This is a genomic window from Haloarchaeobius pelagicus (genome assembly GCF_051207375.1).
Taxonomy (GTDB): domain Archaea; phylum Halobacteriota; class Halobacteria; order Halobacteriales; family Natrialbaceae; genus Haloarchaeobius.
The window spans coordinates 407844-429545 of sequence record NZ_JBPJZD010000003.1; the positions used below are offsets into that span (position 1 = coordinate 407844).

Consider the following 21702-nt stretch of genomic DNA (forward strand, 5'->3'; position numbering starts at 1 on the left):
AATACCACTCCCGTCACTCGATGAATCGAAGGGAGAATCCGGATAAGAATGGGTGGCGTAGTTACCAGTGTACACAGACGACCACCACAGAACGGGGGGAATGCACTGTGGACGCCGTCGGAATGTCGATTGGGCGCGACACGTCGGCCGATGTCGAGGACCCATCAGAACCATTGAGAAACGCCACCTATAGACCACATGAGCCATCATCCACACCACGAATCCCATGACGACCACCCGTCAGAACCTCGTCCGACATCCGGAGGGACGGTCCAGTGCTGTCGAGTCTGCCAGCAGCGGGTGAAATCGTCGAGGCGAGAGACGGACCGACGAGCAGCCGCAGACCGCAGCAAGCAGGTCGACGACGGTGAACACCACGCTGCGGACGAGCCCGAACACGACGCCCACGAACACGACGCCCATGAACACGGCGACGGCCACCGGGCACACACGGACCACCGCGGTCACGAGGACATGTTCAGACGTCGCTTCTGGGTGTCGCTCGTCCTCTCGATTCCGGTCATCTACTTCAGTGAGTTCGTCCAGGGCGTCTTCGGCTACACTGCGCCCACGTTCCCGGGCAGCGTCTGGATCGCCCCGGTCCTCTCGGTAGTCATCTTCGCCTACGGTGGAGTGCCGTTCCTCTCGATGGCCCGGACAGAGCTCCAGAACCGCGAACCGGGGATGATGATGCTCATCTCGCTCGCCATCACCGTCGCGTTCGTCTACTCCATCGCCAGCCTGTTCATCGAGGGGACGACGCCGTTCTTCTGGGAGCTCGTCACCCTGATCGACATCATGCTGCTGGGCCACTGGATGGAGATGCGCTCGGTGCGCCAGGCCTCTGGGGCACTCGACGAACTGGCGAAACTCATGCCCGACACGGCCGAGCGGGTCAGCGAGGACGGTAGCACCGACGAAGTGCCCGTCTCTGCACTCACCGAAGGCGACGTAGTCCTGGTCCGTCCGGGGGCATCCGTCCCAGCGGACGGACAGGTCGTCGAGGGCGAGTCCTCGGTCGACGAGTCGATGATCACCGGTGAGTCCCGCCCCGTCGACAAGCAGCCCGACTCGGACGTCGTCGCCGGGACGGTCAACCAGGACGGCAGCCTCCGGGTGCGCGTCACCAAGACCGGTGACGAGACCGCACTGGCGGGCATCATGCGCCTCGTCGACGAGGCCCAGCAGTCGAAATCCCGGACGCAGTTGCTCGCCGACCGCGCCGCAGGGTGGCTGTTCTACGTCGCCCTCGCCGTCGCGGCCCTCACCGGGTTCGCCTGGGTCATCGCGACCGGCTTCAGCGTCGCCGTCCTCGAACGCGTCGTGACGGTCCTGGTCATCGCGTGCCCCCACGCGCTCGGGCTGGCCGTCCCGCTCGTGGTCGCCATCAACACGTCGACCGCAGCCAGAAACGGGATGCTCATCCGGGACCGCATCGCCATGGAGGAGGCCCGGAACCTGGATACGGTGATGTTCGACAAGACGGGGACGCTCACGAAGGGCGAACAGGGGGTCGTCGACGTGTTGGTCGCATCGGACGCACACCGTGAAGACGGCGGCACCGTCCACGCCGTCGACTGGGACGAGGACCGCGCGTTCGCGGTCGCAGCCGGGGTCGAGGGTGACTCCGAACACATGATCGCCCGGGCCATCCGGACGGCAGCCGAAGAACGTGGTGTTCGACCGGCCCACGTCTCGGACTTCGAGAACCTCCGTGGCCTCGGCGTCAAAGCAACGGTCGACGGTGACACCGTCCACCTGGGCGGCCCGAACCTTCTCGACAGGCTCGGTGTCGAGCGCTCCGAGGACCTCGTGGCGTTCGCCGAGGCGGCTGGCTCGAATGCCCAGACAGTCATCTACCTCATCCGGGACGAAGCCGAGGTGGCGGCGGCCTTCGCCCTCGCAGACGTCATCCGAGAGGAGAGCCGACAGGCAATCGACGCGCTCCACGCGATGGGCATCGAGGTGGCGATGCTGACCGGTGACTCCGAGGACGTCGCGAAGGCCGTCGCCGAAGAACTCGGTATCGACCAGTACTTCGCGGAGGTCCTGCCCGAGGAGAAGGACACGACGGTCGCCCAGCTCCAGTCCGAAGGAAAACTCGTCGCGATGGTCGGCGACGGCGTGAACGACGCGCCGGCCCTCACGAGAGCAGACGTGGGCATCGCCATCGGGTCGGGGACCGACGTGGCCATCGAATCGGGCGACATCATCCTCGTCGACAACAACCCGGTGGACGTAGTGCGGCTCATCAGGCTCTCGAGGGCCAGCTACCGCAAGATGCAGGAGAACCTCGTCTGGGCGACCGGCTACAACGTCATCGCGCTCCCGCTCGCCGCAGGTATCCTCGCCCCCATCGGCATCCTGCTCTCTCCGGCGATCGGTGCCGTACTCATGTCGCTCTCGACGGTCATCGTCGCCATCAACGCGCGTCGCCTCGGAGCAGTGGACCTGTCGGTCTCGAGCTGAACCAGCCCGGGAGGGAAGTCGAGACTACCGTGAGGAGAGAACGTCTGTACGACGACGACTTCGCGGACTGACTGGACTCACTTCGACTGGTCTCTCCGGGTCTCACCTGGCTCAGCATCCCGGATGCGAACTGCGTCGCCCGCCCCTCTCCTTGTGAGTTCCCGCTGCGGGAAGGGAATCTTGATGCCTTCTCGTTTGAACGCGGATTTGACGCTGTGGATGACCGCCTGGACCGACTGCCACTTTCGCTGTGGTGTTGGGTTTTCTATCCAGAACCGGAGTTCGAGTACGACGGCTGAATCATCGAATCGAAGCGGAAAGACCTGGGGCGCAGGCTGGGTCATGATCTCGTCAAGGGCTGCAATCGCGTCTAGCGCGATATCCCCCGCACGCTCGGGGTCCATGTCGTAATCGATCCCGATTTCGACACGCTGTCGGAGCTTTCCCTCCACACTTCGGTTGATGATCGTTCGATTCCCGACGGCCTCGTTCGGGAGGACGACGTGCTCACCATCGAGGTTTCGGAGCCGGACGTGATTGACCGTGATTTCGGTGATGAAGCCTTCGTGTTCGCCGATTCTGACCCAGTGGCCGACATCGAACGGTCGTGAAAGCATCAGGACGAACCCCGCGAGGATGGACGCGAGCGTACTCTGGAATGCCAGGCCGAGAATAATCCCGAGAACCCCGGCACTCAACAGGAGATTGCTCAGTTCGAACCCCCAGAGTGCGAACGTTCCAAACACCGCGAGCGTGTAGAGGACGATCTGACTGATGTAGAAGCTGACACGACGCTGGTGTGGCGATGTTACCTGAGTTGTGAAACGAGTACCGCCCAGAAGCAATCCTTTGAGAACACGTGTAACAGTGTACGCGGCGACGAAGAGAACGACCGAGAGAAGTACCCGGACACCGGTGTCGACACCGATCTGGACGAACCCTGCGATTTCCAGCGCGTCGGTCGTCGCATTCCACCTGTTCAAGAGGACGTAGGAGACGAACGTAGCCAGGACGAGGAGAAGGCCCGCTCGCACGATTTCGGCGAACTCGGTTCGAACGTAGGACTGAAGATACGTTCCGAGATACCAGATCACCCCGCCGAGGACGATTGCGCCGGCGATGATCGTCAGGGTCTCGTCGGACGAAGGACTGGACTGGAGCGGGACTTGAAGAGGCAGCAGACACCACGAGATTCCTCGCATGAGACGTTCAAAGTCAAAGACGGGCTACGTTGATAAAGAACGGGTGATGTCGTGTTCCGCAGGTAGCTGTTGAGAATCTCGCTCTGTTGAACCGTCAGAGACGGACAGATTCCACCGGGAGTTCGACCCATTGCAGGCCCTGCTACTCGATGAAGACAGGTGGCCTGCCGACCAGTACTGCTGCGGCGTTATTCGGTCGCGCCGCTCAGACTCGTCATGGGAGTGGCACCGGCAACGATCGCCCCGGTGGCCAGCAGTGCGGCTGAAAGGACGACGAAATCGCCGCTTGGCGAGTACCCGGCCAGTCCTGCCCCGACCTGCACGATGAACACGGTCACGAAGAAGCTGGCAATCGAGAATGCCAGCAAGACGATCGACGCGACGATACTACTGACTAACGAACCGAACGAATCAAGCAAACTCATCAGTTAATAACCTCCCTAAGGGGGATTGCCTGCGCTCATTTACGACTTGGGTTTTAACTATCGGGCAATAGAGAGCGAGGAGGGACGCTATCGGCATCGTGAACACCTGCGAGTCGTGGAAACGCTGACCGCAGAAGTCCAGCGCGGTATCCGTCCCTACAAGTGTCCGCGCGTCCGAGATTGACTATGGTAGACCTGATCTCTCTCGGCGGACTGCTCCTCGCCTTCTTCCTCGTCATCATGAACGGGGTCTTCGTCGCTGCAGAGTTCGCATTCGTCAAAGTCCGTCCCACGCAGGTGAACGCACTCGTCGAACGCGGCAAACCGGGGGCAGCACTCGTCCAGGAGGTCATCCAGAATCTAGATGACTATCTGGCTGTCAGTCAACTCGGTATCACGCTCTCCTCGCTTGGTCTCGGCTGGATCGGTGAACCGGCTGTCGCAGCGCTCATCGACCCCATCCTCGGCCAGGTGCTTCCTGCGGAAGTGGTCCACCTCGTCGCGTTCGTCCTGGGATTCGGGTTCATCACGTTCCTCCACGTGGTGTTCGGTGAACTCGCGCCGAAGACGTTCGCCATCCAGGAGGCCACGCGTGTCGCGCTCCTCGTCGCCCCACTCATGAAGTTCTTCTACTACCTGTTCGTGCCCGGCATCATCGTCTTCAACGGGACGGCCAACTACTTCACTCGCCTGGCTGGTGTCTCCCCGGCGTCCGAGAGCGAGGAAACGCACTCCGAATCGGAGATCAGGATGATCCTCAGCCGCTCGGAGGAGACCGGACACATCGACCTCGACGAAGTCGAGATGATAGAGAGCGTCTTCGAACTCGGGGATACGGTCGCCCGCGAGATCATGGTTCCGCGCCCAGACGTGGAGACCGTGCCTGCCTCGATGCCGCTCTCGGAACTCCGGTCTGTTGCCGCCACCGGGCCGTACACGCGCTATCTCGTGCTCGACGAGGACGGGAATCAACCGCTTGGATTCGTCCACGCCAAGGACATCCTGCGAGCGACCGAAGTCGAGACCGGGCAGGACACGGCCACAGCGCGTGAGCTCGCACGAGCAGTCCTCACGGTCCCGGAAACGCGTCGGATCGACGCGATCCTCGCCGACTTTCAGACGCGTGGGGAAGGCCAGATGGCAGTCGTCGTCGACGAGTGGGGCGTCTTCGAGGGCATCGTGACCATCGAGGACATCCTCGAAGAGATCGTGGGCGATATCCAGGACGAATTCGATACAGGTGTGCAGGAGCCGTCGATAGAGAACAGAAGCGACGGAGCGTATGTCGTCGACGGAGGGGTTCCCATCCAGGACGTGAACGACCAGCTCGACTCTCGATTCGAGAGCGACGATGTCGAGACGATCGGTGGATTGGTCTTCAGTCGCCTCGGCAGGGTTCCCGAAGTGGGCGATCAGATCGAGGCGAACGGCTACGTCCTTCAGGTCGATGCCGTCGAGGATAACCGAATCGAACGACTCGTGATTCAGTCGGCAAAGGCGATGCAGGAGACCGACGACGAGTAACGGCTGCGTCCAGTTCGGGACAGCCCTGGCGCGATTCGAGCGGCCATACGTCGGAGTGTCTGATCGGGCACTACGGACATGATCGGTCCCATTTGATTCCGACGCTCTCCGTTGAATGACGGTGATGAGTTGGGACTTCGGAAGCCACTCGGCAGAGAGATACGGGACGTCGGCCCGCTTCTCGAACCGTAGTCGGCGTCCGTTCTGAGAGGGTCAACCACTACTACTCGGTTCGAAGAGCGAGAGGATGAGGTTCTATCCGGACTGTCTGGCAATTCTCCTGCACGTTCTCCAGTTGGACTTACCTGGGTCCCGGGGCGTCACTCCTCAGGGTGTATCGAGACGATCGACTCACCCCCACACTCCGGGCACTGTTCGTGCATGGTATGAAAGCGTGCCTCACACGCTTCACACTGGTAGTCTGACTCCTTCGCAGCGGTGTCCGTAGCCGTCTGCTTGAACTGCTCGACTTGCCTTCCGACGCGTTTGAAGAATCCCATCGTCTAGGGTAGCATGTGGGCGACAGGCGGATAAGGGTTCGTAGGATGGCTGAAATCTGAGCGAGCAGGCCGTTTCGACAGAGGGTGTCCCTACATGGGGTTCGTGCCTTCGCAGACGGCTGGTTGACGAGAACGCCAGCTATCGGCGACTGACGTGGTGTTTGAGTACACTATCAAACTGCGTCGGCCGTATGCATGGAGACCATCCGCCTCAATTACGGGCCCAGGAGATTCCGTATCGCGATATACGGTGTATAACAGGTGTTTCTACTCCTCGCGAGCGTCGATTATCTCATCGATGAGCGCGTCAGTGTCCGACGCAGCCACTCTGAACACCGCATCGTAGAACTCGCGTCCGGTCAGACTGCGAACGTCGTGTTCGGTCCGGAGCTGTGCATCGACGAGCGCCTGTGCGTCTTCGAGCCCCTCGATAGTCTGCTCGCGCACGTACACGGTCTTCTTCTTGGTCGCGTCGAACGGGAACGCGGCCGGGTCGGTGTCTTCAGCTTCTTCGTCGTCGCTCTCGTCCGTGTTGGCTTCGGTCTCCGGGGAATCCCCGTCTTTCGCCTCAGACCCCGGGGGTTCAGGCTCGGGTTCGGTGTCCTCGACGGACTCCGTTTCCTCCACACTCGGCTCCGGTTCTGGCTCCGGTTCCGTGGACTCCTCCGTCTCCGCTTCGTCACCCTCGACGACCTCGCTCAGCCCCGCGAATCGGTTGTCGTCAGGCATCCTCGATACCTCCCGCTTCCACGACGCCGGCAAGCTCGTCGAGCCTGCCGAGCATGTCGCTCTCGGGGTCGTACTGTGCGAGGGGCTGGCCCTCACGCCAGGACCGCCGGAACGCGATGCGCTCGCGGATACCCGGCCCCGGGGAGTCCGGGTCGTCGAAGTGTGCAGAGCGGCCGAACCCTGGGAGGTACTCGCCGAACTGCGACTCCTCGAGGTCGGTGATGATGCGCTTCTCCTCGTTGGTCCCCGAGGTCGCGTTCGGAACGATGGCGAGGATGTCCAGGTCGATCTCCTGACGGATGGGGACGATCTGCTGTTTGAACATGCGCTCGAACCCGCTCACGCTGGGTTCGCTCATCCGGAGCGGGACGATAACGTGCTGGCTCGCGATGAGTGAAGCGTCCGAGAGCGGCCCGAGGTTCGGGGGTGAGTCGATGACGATGTAGTCGTACTCCTCACCGAGCAGTGGTTCGATGACCTTGTTCCGAATCCAGAGTTCGCCGAAGGTCGCGCTTCGAATCGTGTTCTCGACACCATCGAGGTCCTCGTTCGCGGGGAGGACGTCGACGGTCTCGGTCTCCCGGATGATGTCCTCGAGTGTGGCATCGCCATCGTCGACGAGCACGTCCCCGATGTGGGTGTCGGCTGTGTAGGCCTCGGCCAGGCCAAGGCCTTCAGTCGCGTTCCCCTGCTGGTCGAGGTCGACGAGCAACACGTTGTGACCTCGGTTCGCGAGTCGTTCTGCGAGATTGATGGCGATCGTCGTCTTCCCGACGCCGCCTTTCTGTAGGGCGACGCTTACCGCGCGTGGTGTGGTCATTGGTGGTGGAATGTGTACACTGTGTAGACGGTTCGCACTGCCCGGGAGGCCAATACGGCCCCCAACGCCGACACAGGGAGGACAGTCGACACCGTGTCGAATGTCTACACTGTGTGGGCCGTCCGGGCAGTGCGGGCGTTCCGCACGGTCAGTACCGTCTCCACCCGGTGACTTAACGGTATCGCTGACAGTTCAGACAGTCAAGACAGTCCACACAGTGTAGACTGTGTAAAATGCCGATAGAGCGTCGGCAGTCTCGAACGTGAACACGTCGACCGCGGTTTGCACATCCCCGACATCTCGAACAGTCCGAACCGTGTAGACAGCCCAAACTGTGTTACTGGACATCGACCGCCCAGCAGAGCCGCCACTAGGAGAGGCCAACTGTGGGAATAGTTTGGACAGTCCACACAGTGTAGACGGTTTCAACAGCCCACACAGAGTGTGCGGACAGGCAACCAGCTGGGAACGAGAGCGATCAGTAGCGGTTGGAAATCATCTTGGGACAGTTCGGACATTGCACACCGTGTAGTTCAGTCTGATTCTTTCGAAAGTACTGTAGGCGTGCTTTTGATGCCGTCTGCAGCAATCATGTTCACACTGTGTAGACAGTGTAATTCTCATAGAATAGCCGAAATTCGAAAATTGCCACCACGAACAGTCCAGGTGGTGCGGACGATGTGGACTTCGAGGACAGCGTAGCTGCCGTTCACTGCCCGGACTGCTCACCCTGTCTCGACGGTATACAACGCGGCCGCATTCCACACATCGCACAATGTGTACACCGTGTGGGATTCGTAGACCGTATGGACAGCACGCACAGCTGGAGCGGTGTAGTTCACGGACACCGTACGAACAGCCAACACAGCGAAGACGGCCCACATCGTGGAGACCTTGTAGACAGTGTAGACATTGCAGACCTTCTCAGATGTGTTCGCGGTCTGGTGACCACCGAGCTGTCCGAGCATCGTGCACAGCCCATACCGTCCACGCATTCCACACAGTTTACACCGCCCACACATTCCAGATATTCGACTCAATAGTACGCATCGTGGACAGCACACACAGTCCGAACATTCTACACAGTTTACACTGCCCACACATTTCAGACATTCATTACCATAGTACGCATCGTGGACAGCATACACAGCCCAAGCGTTCTACACAGTGTGCACAGCTCACACAGTGTACACTGTCCATGGAGTATCGGTTGCAGAGATCCCGTAGCCAATCCAGACAGTGCAAACATTGCAAACTGTGTAGGCCGTTTACGAGGTGCCCACAGCTCACTCGGTGTGACGACAGGCGAAACCCGATCGCTGTCCCGACTCCCAGACGGTCAGGCATCGGCAACGTTTTGAAATCTGTCTCAGCTTGGTCGAACCTGCGACGGAAGGGCAGTGCAGACCTCGTCGGATTTTCACACAGTTCACACCGCCCACACAGTGTAAACTGTGCACACTCCCATCGAAATGCACTCGGTCACGAACAAGCCCCTGCAGGATTACTCAGCGCTCGTCCAGAATAGCACGAAGAACGAATCGCTCTGCTTTCCGAAGGTGGGCATGCAGTGTCGACGGCGCGATTCCAATCGACGCGGCAACCTCCTCGGCAGTGCTCTGGCGGGGCCAGTCGAAGTAGCCAGCTCGGTACGCCGTCTCGATGGCCTCGCGTTGGCGGTCGGTTAACCCATCCAGCGGCGCGCCGAGGTCGAACTGGTCCGCGACGGACCGGTCCCGTTCGTACTGGGAGATCAGTTCGCCCCCAGAAAGAACCGAGGTCACGCGCCTGGCCAGTGCCCGGACGTCGATGTCGGCCGGGGCTTCCAGCACGAATCGGCAAACACCATCGATTGCCTCTGTTCGGCCCAGCATCGCACCGGCCTCGGCCAGCAACTCGAACAGTTCTGACCGTTCGAGTGCGTATTCGAGTAACCCATCGTCGGGCTCGTCACGGATGACCCGGATTGATTCGACGTTAGAATCTTCGAGGCCGGCCTCACGAAGACGGCCGGGGTCGACCCCCGAGGACGAGACGTAGACCAGCCACGACCCCGACCGGGTGACGTGATACCCCTCCATCGAGAGGCTACATTCGAACCGGGCCGAGTCACGGACGAGGAAGACGCCCGAATCGGTGATGCGGAACTCGAGTTCGACGACCGCATCGGCGTAGAGCAACCGCTTGCTCTCGGTGGCGTTGATGGCAAAGCCGACCGTCTCTCCGAGCACTTCGAACCACGCTTGCTCCCGGGGTGTGAACGCGTCCAACTCCTCCGAGTAGACCGTCAGCACACCATACATCGACCCGCCGTGACAGAGCGGGGTTGCAAGCGCAGAACGAATGCCGCCCGTGCCGGCCTCTTTTGACCACAGACCACACGAGGAGTCAGCTCCGATATCGTGCGCGACCTGACTCGTGCCAGTTTCGTACACGCGCTCGCACAGGACGTCTCCCAGTTCGACCGAGTCAGTGGTCGCGACCGACTCCAGCACGCCAGCGTCCTCCCCCGCACACGCTTGAACGTGCATCGCCCCAGCGCGCCGGTCGCCAATCCAGGCGAACCGGTACCGTGACGAATCGACCAGCGACTCGCAAGTGATGGCTTCGATATCGCGACGGGTGCCGGTCTGGCCCAGTTCACTGACGATCCTCGACAAGACGGCACCGATGTGGTTGAGGGTGGCCAGTTCCTCACGTCGGCGACCCAGGTGGTCGTCGTCCACCCGGTCCGACCACTCGTTGCGCCCCCTCCCGTGTCCACCACGGCCATAACGAGAGACCTCGTCAACAGGGGCTGGTCCATGGGGCTGCCAGGCCGATGCGGGGCGTGCTACGATTGCCGCGGTGTCCACGCCGGTCCGGTAGAACGCCAGGTGAACGACTGCACCCTGTCCATCCACCCCCTCGTCCACCCACGGTATCGAGCCGCCATCCTGGCGCAGCCGAACCCGGACAGTCCTCGGTTCGGAACCCTCGCCAGCAAACGTGTCCCCGAATGCCTGCTCGAGAACATCGTGGTCGGACTCCACATACGGTGCAGTCACGTGTCCCCCCACGAGCGGTGCCGGGTCGTCGTATCCATGCATCGTTGCGAACGACCCGGCCACCGTCTCGAACGTCCGGCCCGCGACGGTCGCCGCCCCCGTCGAATCCGGGAGCAGCGGAACACCCTCCTGTTCGCCCCTCCGAAAATCCATAATCGGTACACGAAACCAGGACATTTCAAGATTGTGACCGTGACACGAAGCACGTAGCGTCTACATTATTACCGATGACTCTCGTCTCGTTGGTGTATGTCTGGGGTGGAACGCGAGCAGCGGTTTCGTGGCACTAAGAACAGCGATATCGCAGTTTTGAACGGTTACCCACCCCGTTCGGTTCAGTGCGCGAGTCGCGGAATCGATGTCGAGACTCGCATCGAATCCGACGAACACTCGCGAAAGACGAGAAAACACATACGAACCGAAACATGTCGGTTTTACCCTGTGAATTGCAGTGAGGGCGGCCGCCGATGACCGATGACCCCGGCCACGGAACACAACGACCAACCGGACCAGCAGCTCTGGCCGGACCAACTGCACTGACAGCACCCGGCAAGCCATCTCGGCTCCTCGTTACTCTCCTCTTCGTCGGAGTCGTCCTCACGGGCATCACTCTGATTGGCCCGACAGTTGCAGGGGCACCAGCGACTACGGTCGACACCAATGGGTCACTGGTCGCACCGACCGCCTCCTGCTCACTGTCCGAGCAGTACCCCGAGCCGGGACAATCCGTGAGCATCTACGCGTTCGACTCCGAGAACGCCGATTCGTACCGGTACGACCTCGACGGCGACGGCTCACCCGACACCCAGTTCACGCAGGACCAGTTCTACACGACCAGCTACTCCGAAGGCACCTACCAGCCGGTTGTGTACGCGTACAACTCGACGAGCGAGCAGAGCGCAACCGCGACCTGCCCGGAGATGCAGGTCGCCCCGAACGAACCACCGTCAGCCCAGCTCTCGTACGACCCGGCGAACCCCACGACAGGCCAGACGGTCACCTTCGACGCGACCGGGTCGGTGGACGCCGATGGTGACATCATGGTGCTCCAGTGGGACTTCGGCGCTGACGGCAGCTACGAGGTGAACGAGAGCACCGAACTCGGCATCGACGGCACCGAGACCCGCACCTACGAGACGCCCGGGACCAAGCTCGTCCGCATCACCGTCCACGACAACGACGGCGGGACCGACAGCACGACCATCGAGTTCCCGGTCGACACGCCACAGGCAAGCCCGACGCCGTCGTTCACCTACTCGCCTCAGCCTGCGGTCGCCGGAGAGCAGACCACGCTGGACGCCAGCGACTCGTCTGACCCCGACGGGACCATCCAGACCTACCGCTGGGACTTCGACGGGGACGGCGTCACCGACTTCGTGACGAACGACTCGGTCGCGACCTACGAGTACGCGTACGACGAGAGCGGCGCTGGCTACGCAGTCACCGAACTCACGGTCGTCGACGACCAGGGGAACACCGCGACGACGGCACGGGACATCGAGATCATCGAACCCGACCCGGTGGCGCGGTGTTCGCTCTCCAGCACGGGCATCGAACCTGGGCAGTCGGTTACCATCGACGCCTCTGCCTCGACAAACGCCGACCAGTACCAGTACGACACCGGGAGCGGTTCCTTCGGTGACTTCACGACAGAGCCCAAGCGCACCGTCACCCTGAACGAGATCGGTGAGTACGCGATTCGCGTCCGCGTGTGGGCCAACCCGTCGGAACGGAGCAATACGACCGACTGCGGTACCGTCACCGTCGCCCGGTCCAACGTCGAACCGACCGCGGAGTTCGAGCATTCCCCCATCGGCCCGAGGACCGGGCAAACGGTGACCTTCGACGCCTCGGCCTCGACCGACCCGGACGGGAGCATCCAGACCTACCGCTGGGACTTCAACGGCGACGGCACTGTCGACAACACCACGTCAAGCCCGACGACGACCCACACCTACAGCGGCCCGAACGCCTACCTCGTGCAACTCACCGTCGAGGACAGCGCCGGGGCGACCGGGAACACGACCGGCGTGGTCGACGTGAACCCGGGGGAAGAACCAATCGCCCGCTGTCAGGTCACCCCGCAGTCCGCCCAGGTGGGCGAGACGGTCACCATCGACGCGAGCGCGTCCGAACGCGCCGACGACTACCAGTTCGACACGGGGAGCGGCTCCTACGGCGACTTCACGCAGAACGCGACCACGACTGTCATCTATGACGAACCAGGCACGTACTCGCCGCGTGTCCGGGTGTTCACCTACCCGAGCGAGCGCTCCTCTGAGGTGGAGTGCCCGACCGTGACCGTCACCCAGGAGAACCAGCCACCAACTGCGACGTTCACGGTCACCCCCTCGGTCCCCAGCGGGGGTGAGCAGGTGACCTTCGACGCCTCGAACGCGACTGACGCCGACGGGCAGGTCGTCACCTACCACTGGGACTTCGACGGTGACGGTACCACCGACACCACGACCCAGCAGCCGGTCGTGACCCATACCTACCAGAACGAGACGAGCGTCTCGCCTAGCCTGATCGTGGTCGACGACGACGGCGCGACCGACCGAAGTCGCCAGCTGCTCGAACCCGACGACACACCACTGCAGGGCATCCCCGGTGGGTCCTTCGTCGAGTTCCCGTTCCCGCCGTGGATACTCATCCCCGGCGTCGGCGGTGGCCTCGGAATGGGCTATCTCGCCTGCCGGCTCCGGTCCTCGCCGACGCCGAACCCCAAGCCAACTCCCCGGACCACGCCCGACGACGACCTCGACATCCCATCGCACCTCCCGAAAGGCGGTGCCGCAGGCGGAACAGCTGGCGGTGGCATCTCCGACTTCGCGAGCGGGACCTTCGAGACGCCGGAATCCGGCGAGACGGTCGCCGTCACCGACCTCGGGTTCGAGCCCGACCTCGTCCTGTTCACGGCGACGAACAACGTCTCCCGGAGCGACCACGAGGTCCAGCGGACCGACGGCTGGACCTACGGGAAACTCGCCCGGGCAGACGACGGCACCCTCACCCAGAACGTCGTCAGCGTGGCGACCGACGCCAGGACCACGGGAAGCGCGGTCGGCGCGAACCAGACTGGGATGGTCGTCGACCTCCTCGTCCACGACGACGAATCGGCAGGCGGGCTCGCTGGCTCCGTGACCAAGACCACCGCGGGCGGGTTCGAGATCGCCTTCGATGGTGACTCACTCCCCGAGCGCCAGCAGGCCGAGGGCTTCACCGTCCTCTTCCAGGCGTTCAAGACCGACGACGACGCCGCGGTGGAGGTCGGCTACTTCCCGACGCCCACCGAACCCAGCGTCCAGTCGGTCGATCTCGGCATCGACGCCAGCTTCGTCTCCCTCACCGCGACCAACGCGGTCACCGCGGCCGACACAGCATCGGTCACCGACGGGGCAATCGGCGTCTCCCACGGCGAGGCCGTCACGACCCCCGCGGGCGCGGTCCAGCAACACGTCGCCAACAGCACGGTCGTACCTGGAACCGTGGTCCGGAACGGCTACGCCGGCTACCAGGACCGCGCCCTCCACCTGCTCGACGGCGTGGGTGACTCCCTCGATGACCGGACATCTGCACGGGTGACCGACCTTGGGGAGACCATGGAACTCACCTACGACGAGGTCGCCGCTGGCGAGACCGGTGGACCGCTGGTCACCTACCTCGCCGTCGAGACCGCCGAGCACCGAACCCCCGCAGTCGGCCACTTCCGCGTCCCCGCACCCGACGCGGACTACCCGACCAGAATCGAGGTCGGCTTCGACCCCGCGATGGTCGAGCTGACCACCTGTAACCTCGACGTGCTGGGTGCCGACCAGGTCGTCGCGGACCACTCCTTCGGCTTCGGCTGGTCCCACGGCGTCGCCATGCCCGACGCCGACGGCGGCGTCGCCCACCACCTGCTCCACGGGACGCTCGAACCGGACGACGTCTTTGGGCGGGTCCTGCCACCGGTGGTTGATGAGGGAGGTGCCCAGCACGCCGCGGCAGACGGCGGGATGTCCTCGGGTGTGCGGACCGAGGGCACCCCGGCTGCCGCCCGTGTGCTTGCTCTGGACGACGACGGGCACGTGACTGGGCGTGACGACGTGCTGGTGTCGGCAACGACTTCGACGGGATTCCAGGTCGAGACGACTGGTGTGAGTACCGGACGACGGAACACCGCGAGCGAGGTCAGGCCGGTGGTTTTCTACCGGGCGTGGCCGCACGAGGGAGAACTATGAACACGACTCTACGTCGATTCCAGGGAGACGACTGGCGAACCAATACTTGGTGGCAACGATGAGTGAGAGCCCGCTGACGGAGGCGAAGCGGTATCATCGGCAGTATATCGACGCTCTCGAGTCGTACAAGTCTCACGTCAACCAGAATCCAGGCGAGTACGCCCTCTTCAACGTCATACGGGACCTCATCGTCGGGACATCCTACAAGAAGGGTGGGTCGGACACCCGCGAGGCCGTGTACGAGCACCTCGGCGTCACCGAGACGATGGACGAATTGTCAAACGGATGGGTGGAACAACTCCAGAGTGAGGGAAAAGTCGATGACGACTTCGAGATAGTCTGGGGGCACGACTACGGGTTCAAGGACGCGTTCGCGCTGGACAAGCTTCCCTACGAATCTTCGAAGGACCCGTTCGACCGGGGGGCGCTCTCGAACACGTTCATCGAGTTCGGGAGGGAATTGTACGGAAAACAGCTAAAAGTGGAGGAAAAGGCACGCAGACTCGTTTCTTACATGAAGTTCGGGAAACCAGAGTACGGGGATGGTGCCTACCCGTACGGCCACTTCCTGGGAACACTCGACGAGACTGCCCTCAAAAACATGAACACGGTTCTCGGGGAATCATTGACCGGTAAACAGCAGGATGGCTTGAAGACACTCGCAAAGCGGTTCGGAATCGACCCGACCCAGAGCATCTCGGCTATCAAATCCGACTTTCGCTCGGCCATCGGGTCGATGACATACAACGAGTTCTACGACGATTTCCTCCACGGAGACGGTGCCCGGGAGGAGAATCATGCTATCGACGAGGTCCTCAATGACACGGCACCCCGGTCGTTCACTGAACAGCTCAAGACGCTCCAGGCCCTCACCGATCGGCTCTTCGAGAGCCACACAGGGAAGATGTTCCTCGCAGAACAGTTCGAGAAGCAGTACCACTCCGCGCCCAGTTCAACCTCCCAACGTTACCAGAACTTCGCCATCTTCCCACCGAACCGAATCGTCGACCCAGCGTTCCTCAGCAGGGGAACCCCGGTCACCGACCCACATAGGGAACGACCGTTTCTTGTCAAAGAGGACCTCCCAAAGGGAGACTATTTCGAGAGACTAACCGGGAACACTTCCGGGAACCAGCAGTACGGTCCGATACTTGGGCCGGGAGAGCAGAGCCCATGGGGCCAGAAGGACGTGCTGGCATTCAACAAACTCGTCGCGACTTTCGTCCACGGAGGCTGGCACTACTACACTGCGTACAAGACCGTCACGTCGTGGGATGGTGACAAGCAGTACTTCGGAGAGACGAACGTGAACACACGAAAATCACACGTCGAGACGTTCGTCCAGGTGTACCTGTCTCGACTGATGAGCAACGATCAACTGCAGTCCGTCTATGACGGGATACTCTCGAAGCTCCGTAGCGGGAACGCCGAGTCGGGTGAATTGTACAAACTGGCGAAACAACTCGGCGTCTCCACGAACGGGAATCTGAAGCAGGTCTCGAACCGGCTGGAGACGGAGATACAGACCCTGAAATCGTCTCACGATATATACGACATCGGTTCAGGAGAGGCCAAGAAAATCACCGCAAGCGTCATGAGCTGGGGCTGGTCCCTCACCGATGGAACAGACTGGTTCGACGACGCGACGGCGACGGTCACCGCGTCGGGGAAAGTCGGCTTCAGCGTCGTCGGGCTCGTCAGCGCAGGCATCAAGACCTACGAGACGCTCCAATCACAATCCGGTGCTGGACAGAAGGCGATGGAGGTCGTCTCACTAGTCAACACAGTACGGGGCTTCGTCGCGGGGTTGGGTGCCATCGAGGACGTGACATCGTTGGTCTCGAAGGGAACACTGAGCGAGGCGAGCGCGGTCAAGATAGCTGGCAAGTTCGCCGTGGTTTTCAACCTCTACGAGACCATCAAGAACTTCTGTTACTCGTACTCGGAGTACCTCGACGGCGACTACGACCAGATGGCTGGCTACGCCATATTGGGAGCATCGGCGGGCTGCTTCACCTACGCATTCTTCGCGAGCAGTTCCGTCGGCTGGGTTCCCGGGTATGGACAGGCCGTCGTCCTTGGTACCGGCCTTCTTGCGGTCGGCGTACTGGCCTTGGCGTGGGCAACCGACTCAGATCTCGAAGAGTGGGTGAAATACTGTCACTTTGGAGATAGTTCGGAAGCGAACCAGACCAAAAACAACCTCAAAGCGAACGACTGGATCAACGATACGACACAACCGTACTTCGGATTCAAGTACCCCGATAACTATCTACAGCTGGCAAGTCCAGATGAGGAAGACGAGCTTCCCAAAGCCGTCGGGAGGGACTGGGATGAGAACTTCTTCGGACAGATATCGGCACTGGCGACGCTTGCTCGTCCAATCGGTCTCAACCAGAGCGATGCAGAACTCTACTGGGACGACGACAACCACAAGGGAGTGATCAAACTCAAACCCGATGCCGCCGCGTCGAAGAATTCGAAGGTGAGCCAGACCGGGTACATCGTCATCAGACCACTGAGTAAACAGTACACGGTGCAAGATGGGTCTCCCTACGTGGACTACGCGGACGATGACACGTACGTCGAGAACGCCGCGAGCAATGTGGATGATCTGAAAAAGGGAGTGCAAACCAAAGGGGCCCAACCACCGCTTCACCTGATACAGCTGTTTCCAGATAAATACGCGAACGAACCGGAGACGGAAACCCCCCTTCGGACCGGTGTTCGCGTCACACACACTATCAAAGAAATCGTCATCGTTGACGAGGACAACATCAAGCGCTGGAAAAGCGAACTTGAGCCGGTCACCGACCGGTCCGTGAACGTTTTCGGCTTCACCGAAGACACGATTACGACCAACTTCCATTACCCGTTTCTGGAATTCATCTACCTCGAACACGAGCAAGCTCAGGAGATGATGAAGATGGACTCAGCAGCACGAGGGACGTTCCTCGATACGGTTCCGGCACCACGCGAGTTCAGATACATCGAGGAGACCATCTAAGATGAGCCAGAAATCAACTCAACCCTCCGGCGGCGGAACCGAATCGGTGCTAGCTCGAGAACTCACTCGGGTCGTTGAGCCAGTCATCGAAGCAACAGAATCTCCAGACGGCGTCGTCGACCTTCTCGACGGGGCAGGAATCGGGGAACTCCTCGTCGATGAGGAGGTCGAGAAGGTGGTCGAGGAGTTCGAACGGGACTTCGTCGAACCTGCGGAGACCATCATTAAGATAGTCGAGAATGGGTTCGGTGCCGATGACCTTGCGAAGGTCGGCGACCTCGTCGGGGCGGTCTCGACGCTGATAGAGTCAATCAAATCCCTCGACGAATTGGAGTTCGAGAGTCCGGACGTGAGCGAACTCGGCGATGCGTTGCTCGACCACCTCGTCGTGCGCTACCTCTACCTCTACAGACCACACGTCCACGACTTCCTGGCCATCGTCGGCGTCGTCACCGAAGGGTACGGCAGGGGCCAAGAGGAGATACAGTTGACCGGCATCGCCGAGGCGGTGCAAGACCCCAACACGGCAGCGAAGGAGACGCTCGGATGGGGGACCGACGCGTTACGGGACGAGCTGTTCCTCCGCTTCGTGGGGCACCTTGCGACCGAACAGGGCCTCACGAGCATCGTCGACGAAGCAGACGTGAACCAGTTGGATACACTCTCGTACGAGAAGACCACGCCGCCGACGTTTCCGAAGTCGGACGCGCCGACCCAGCTCGACACCACCCTCCTGGAACTTGTCGGCGACGGGTTCTCCTCGCGTGCTGGCGTGAAACTGACACCGATGCCGTTCAAGGAGGACGACCCCCTTGGTCTCCTCCTTCAGGCGTACGCGACAGGTGGGTTCAAGCAGTCACTGTCGCTCGGGAAGGACTGGACACTGACGACTGGTATCGAGACGAACCAGTCGGTCGGGTTCGCCGTCCGTCCGACCGGAGACGGAACCGAGTTCCAACTCGTCTCCGGGGCAGGCCTGACTGGGGATTACCACGCCGACGCCGCGCTTTCCTACGAACCCGAGTCCACCAGCGACAGCCCAGGAAAGGTTCTGCTTGGCGAACCCGATGGTTCATTCCTCGCACTGGGGTCTGTCTCCATCTCGACCGCACTCGACTACGATGGGGACTCCGGAACCGTCGCGGTCGAACTGCCCGCGTCCGGCTCAGTCCAGGTCCGCCCGAAAGGCGGCTTCTTGGAGAAAGTCCTGCCCGATGAAGTCGGGAGCGACTTCGACGTGACTGTCGGCTGGTCGTCGCTCAAAGGGCTGTACTTCGAAGGCGGTGCGACCCTGGAAGTGGCACTCCCGATCCACCAGGGACTCGGCCCCCTGGACATCAAGGAGATTTTCCTCTCGCTCGGCCTCGACGCCGAAACCGGCGAGATAACCGTCCAGGCTGCCGCCTCTGCCTCCGTCAAACTCGGGCCCATCGTCGGCACCGTCACCCGAATCGGCCTCGAAACGGACCTCTCGTTCCCCGAAAACAAGGACGGGAACATGGGCGTAGTCGACCTCGAACTCGGCTTCAAACCACCCGAAGGGGTCGGTCTCGACATCGCTGCCGGGCCGGTCACTGGCGGGGGCTACCTCGACTTCGACCCGGAGAACGAGCGCTACGCCGGGACTGGCCAGCTCACCGTCCCGAGCGGGCTAAGCATCTCGGTGGTCGGGCTCATCACGACCGAGCTGCCGGACGGCTCCGATGGCTTCTCGATGATGCTCATCGTCGCTGGCGAGTTCGACGCCGTCCAGCTAGGCTTTGGCTTCACGCTGAACGGCGTCGGTGGGATGCTCGGTATCAACCGAAAGTTCCGCAAGAAGCCGCTGCAGGACGTTGTCAGGCAGGGCAACCTCGACAGCGTGCTCTTCCCCGAAGACGTGGTGGAGAACGCCCAGCGCATCATCTCGGACGTGCGGGCCATCTTCCCGCCGACGCGGGGGACTCACGTGTTCGGGCCGATGCTCAAGATCGGCTGGGGCACGCCCGCCATCATCGAGGCCTCTGTCGGTGTCGTCCTCGAGATTCCGAGCTTCCGCATCGCCATCCTCGGCAAGATCGAGATGGCCCTCCCCAACCTCGAAATCGAGCGCCCCGAGGGGCTGCCAGCGGAGGTGCCGTACCCGCCCATCCAGATCAACCTCGACGTGGTCGGCATCATCGACATTCCCGGGAAGACGCTGTCGCTCGACGCCTCGCTGTACGATTCGCGCATCATGCAGTGGAAGATGTCGGGCGACATGGCGCTGCGCTCCTCGTGGGGCGATGACTCGAAGTTCCTGCTCTCCATCGGCGGGTTCAATCCCAGGTACGAGCAACCGGGCGGGTTCCCGAAGCTCGACCGCGTGAAGGTGAGTCTGGACGTGCCCGGTGGCCAACCGGTCATCGACTTCACGGGCTACCTCGCGGTCAGTTCGAACACGTTCCAGGTGGGCGCACAGGTCAACGCCGAACTGGAGGTCGGGCCGCTGTCTATCTGGGGCGGACTTGGCTTCGATGCGCTGTTCCGGTTCAACCCGTTCTCGTTCATCATCGACTTCTTCGCGCACTTCGGCGTGGCGTTCAAGGGCTGGGAACTGACCGTCGGCATCGACGGGACCATGTCCGGACCGACGCCGTTCAACCTCCGGGGGAAGGCCAAGTTCTCGGTCGGCCCCTTCGACGTCTCGAAGCAGTTCGACGTGACGCTCGGGAAGGACGCGAAGACCAAGCAACTCCCCACGGCGGAGGTGCTGCCGGAACTCGTCGACGCCCTCGCGGAGCCGAAGAACTGGGACGCCCAGTTGCCCGGTGACGGGAACGCCATCGCCACGCTGCGGAGCGCGAAGAGCGCCGAGGCACGCGAGCAGGCTCGCCAGTCCGCCCAGGGCGGCAGTGGTGCCGGCGACGTCGAACCCGAGCAGCCGATCATCGCGCATCCGCTGGGGACGCTGACGGTTCGCCAGACCGTCGTCCCGCTTAACTACCACATCGAGAAGTTCGGAGAGGCGCGACCGACCACCTACGACGAGTTCCGCATCGCAGGTGTCACACTCGGCGGCGTCAGAGACCGCGACCGCCAGCCGGTCGAGGAGGAGTTCGCGCCCGCAGCGTTCCGGAAGATGGACGACGCGAAGAAGCTGGAATCGGACGACTTCGTCGACCTGGAGGCCGGGACGACGGCCGGCGACATCGGGCTGGTCGTCGGCGGTGACGGCGAGAGGGACGACGTGACCGAGGCGGCGTTCACCTACGAGGAGGTCGTGTACGACGACGCGAGCGGCCACCGTGGCAAGAACCTCGCCGAAGTGGACGACGGGCAGGCAGGGACGGCCCACACCGCGTTCACCGCCCACGAACTCTCGAAGGGCAAGCGCGGCGTCCAGCCCACCTCGGAGGGGCTGTTCGGCGTCGACGACACGGATACCAGTGACGGCGGCCTGTTCGGTGTCGGTGAGAACGACTACGTGGTCGTCGACGTGGACACGTTCGAGCCGGTCGTCACAGACTTCGTCGGCTTCGACGATGGCGGGGACGACGGTGACGGCCAATCCGACGAGTCAGAGACACGCGAATTCGCTGCAGTGGCCGACAGTAGCGAGGCCGAGCGGGTCCGGCCGGGGCTCCACGTGGGGACCTCGAAGGGGCGCGCACAGGTCGAACTGAAGCGCTTCGCCAGGGAGGCGGAGGTGGACGAGAAACGGCTGCAGGTCGTTTCCGCGGCCAGTCTGGAGGGTTCCAGGTGATGATTCGACGACTACCATTCACGGCGGTGGCG

General features: G+C 62.1%; 10 protein-coding genes. 5 read left to right on the forward strand and 5 right to left on the reverse strand.

Going from position 1 to position 21702, the window contains the following annotated elements:
• The first annotated feature begins 198 nt into the window (after positions 1-198).
• On the forward strand, positions 199-2469 hold the full coding sequence (locus tag ACSC1S_RS20020) for a heavy metal translocating P-type ATPase (RefSeq protein WP_435365859.1): 2271 nt from the start codon (positions 199-201) through the stop codon (positions 2467-2469).
• 77 nt (positions 2470-2546) lie between these two features.
• Here the strand turns inward: ACSC1S_RS20020 and ACSC1S_RS20025 are convergent, their stop codons facing one another.
• Both ACSC1S_RS20025 and ACSC1S_RS20030 read right to left on the reverse strand, forming a co-directional pair.
• Positions 2547-3671, reverse strand: coding sequence for a mechanosensitive ion channel family protein (locus ACSC1S_RS20025; RefSeq protein ID WP_435365860.1), 1125 nt, complete (start codon positions 3669-3671; stop codon positions 2547-2549).
• A gap of 188 nt (positions 3672-3859) precedes the next feature.
• Positions 3860-4096: a hypothetical protein gene (locus ACSC1S_RS20030; protein WP_435320358.1), complete on the reverse strand. Its 237-nt coding sequence runs from the start codon at positions 4094-4096 to the stop codon at positions 3860-3862.
• Positions 4097-4282: 186 nt separating this feature from the next.
• On the opposite strand from ACSC1S_RS20030, the gene ACSC1S_RS20035 reads away from it, so the two are divergent.
• Entirely contained in the window at positions 4283-5620 is a 1338-nt protein-coding gene (locus ACSC1S_RS20035; protein ID WP_435365861.1) for a hemolysin family protein, read from the forward strand.
• 767 nt (positions 5621-6387) lie between these two features.
• Here the strand turns inward: ACSC1S_RS20035 and ACSC1S_RS20040 are convergent.
• The 3 genes from ACSC1S_RS20040 to ACSC1S_RS20050 form a co-directional block, all read right to left on the reverse strand.
• A complete protein-coding gene (locus ACSC1S_RS20040) occupies positions 6388-6849 on the reverse strand; it encodes a DUF7970 domain-containing protein (protein WP_435365862.1) in 462 nt (153 codons plus the stop codon).
• Positions 6842-7669 (reverse strand): ParA family protein, encoded by an 828-nt coding sequence (locus ACSC1S_RS20045; protein WP_435365863.1) that lies wholly within the window; start codon positions 7667-7669, stop codon positions 6842-6844. Before ACSC1S_RS20045 ends, ACSC1S_RS20040 begins: the two co-directional genes overlap by 8 nt.
• Before the next feature lie 1508 nt (positions 7670-9177).
• The gene (locus ACSC1S_RS20050) at positions 9178-10869 is read right to left on the reverse strand and encodes a bacterio-opsin activator domain-containing protein (protein WP_435365864.1); all 1692 of its coding nucleotides are present in this window, start codon (positions 10867-10869) and stop codon (positions 9178-9180) included.
• A 575-nt stretch (positions 10870-11444) separates the two neighbouring features.
• Between ACSC1S_RS20050 and ACSC1S_RS20055 the strand changes: the two genes are divergently transcribed.
• The 3 genes from ACSC1S_RS20055 to ACSC1S_RS20065 are packed head-to-tail and all read left to right on the forward strand — an operon-like array spanning position 11445 to position 21670.
• Complete coding sequence (locus tag ACSC1S_RS20055; protein ID WP_435365865.1) at positions 11445-14939, forward strand: PKD domain-containing protein; 3495 nt, start codon at positions 11445-11447, stop codon at positions 14937-14939.
• A gap of 58 nt (positions 14940-14997) precedes the next feature.
• Entirely contained in the window at positions 14998-17946 is a 2949-nt protein-coding gene (locus tag ACSC1S_RS20060) for a hypothetical protein (protein ID WP_261652894.1), read from the forward strand.
• A gap of 1 nt (position 17947) precedes the next feature.
• On the forward strand, positions 17948-21670 hold the full coding sequence (locus tag ACSC1S_RS20065) for a DUF6603 domain-containing protein (RefSeq protein WP_435365866.1): 3723 nt from the start codon (positions 17948-17950) through the stop codon (positions 21668-21670).
• The last annotated feature ends 32 nt before the right edge of the window (positions 21671-21702 follow it).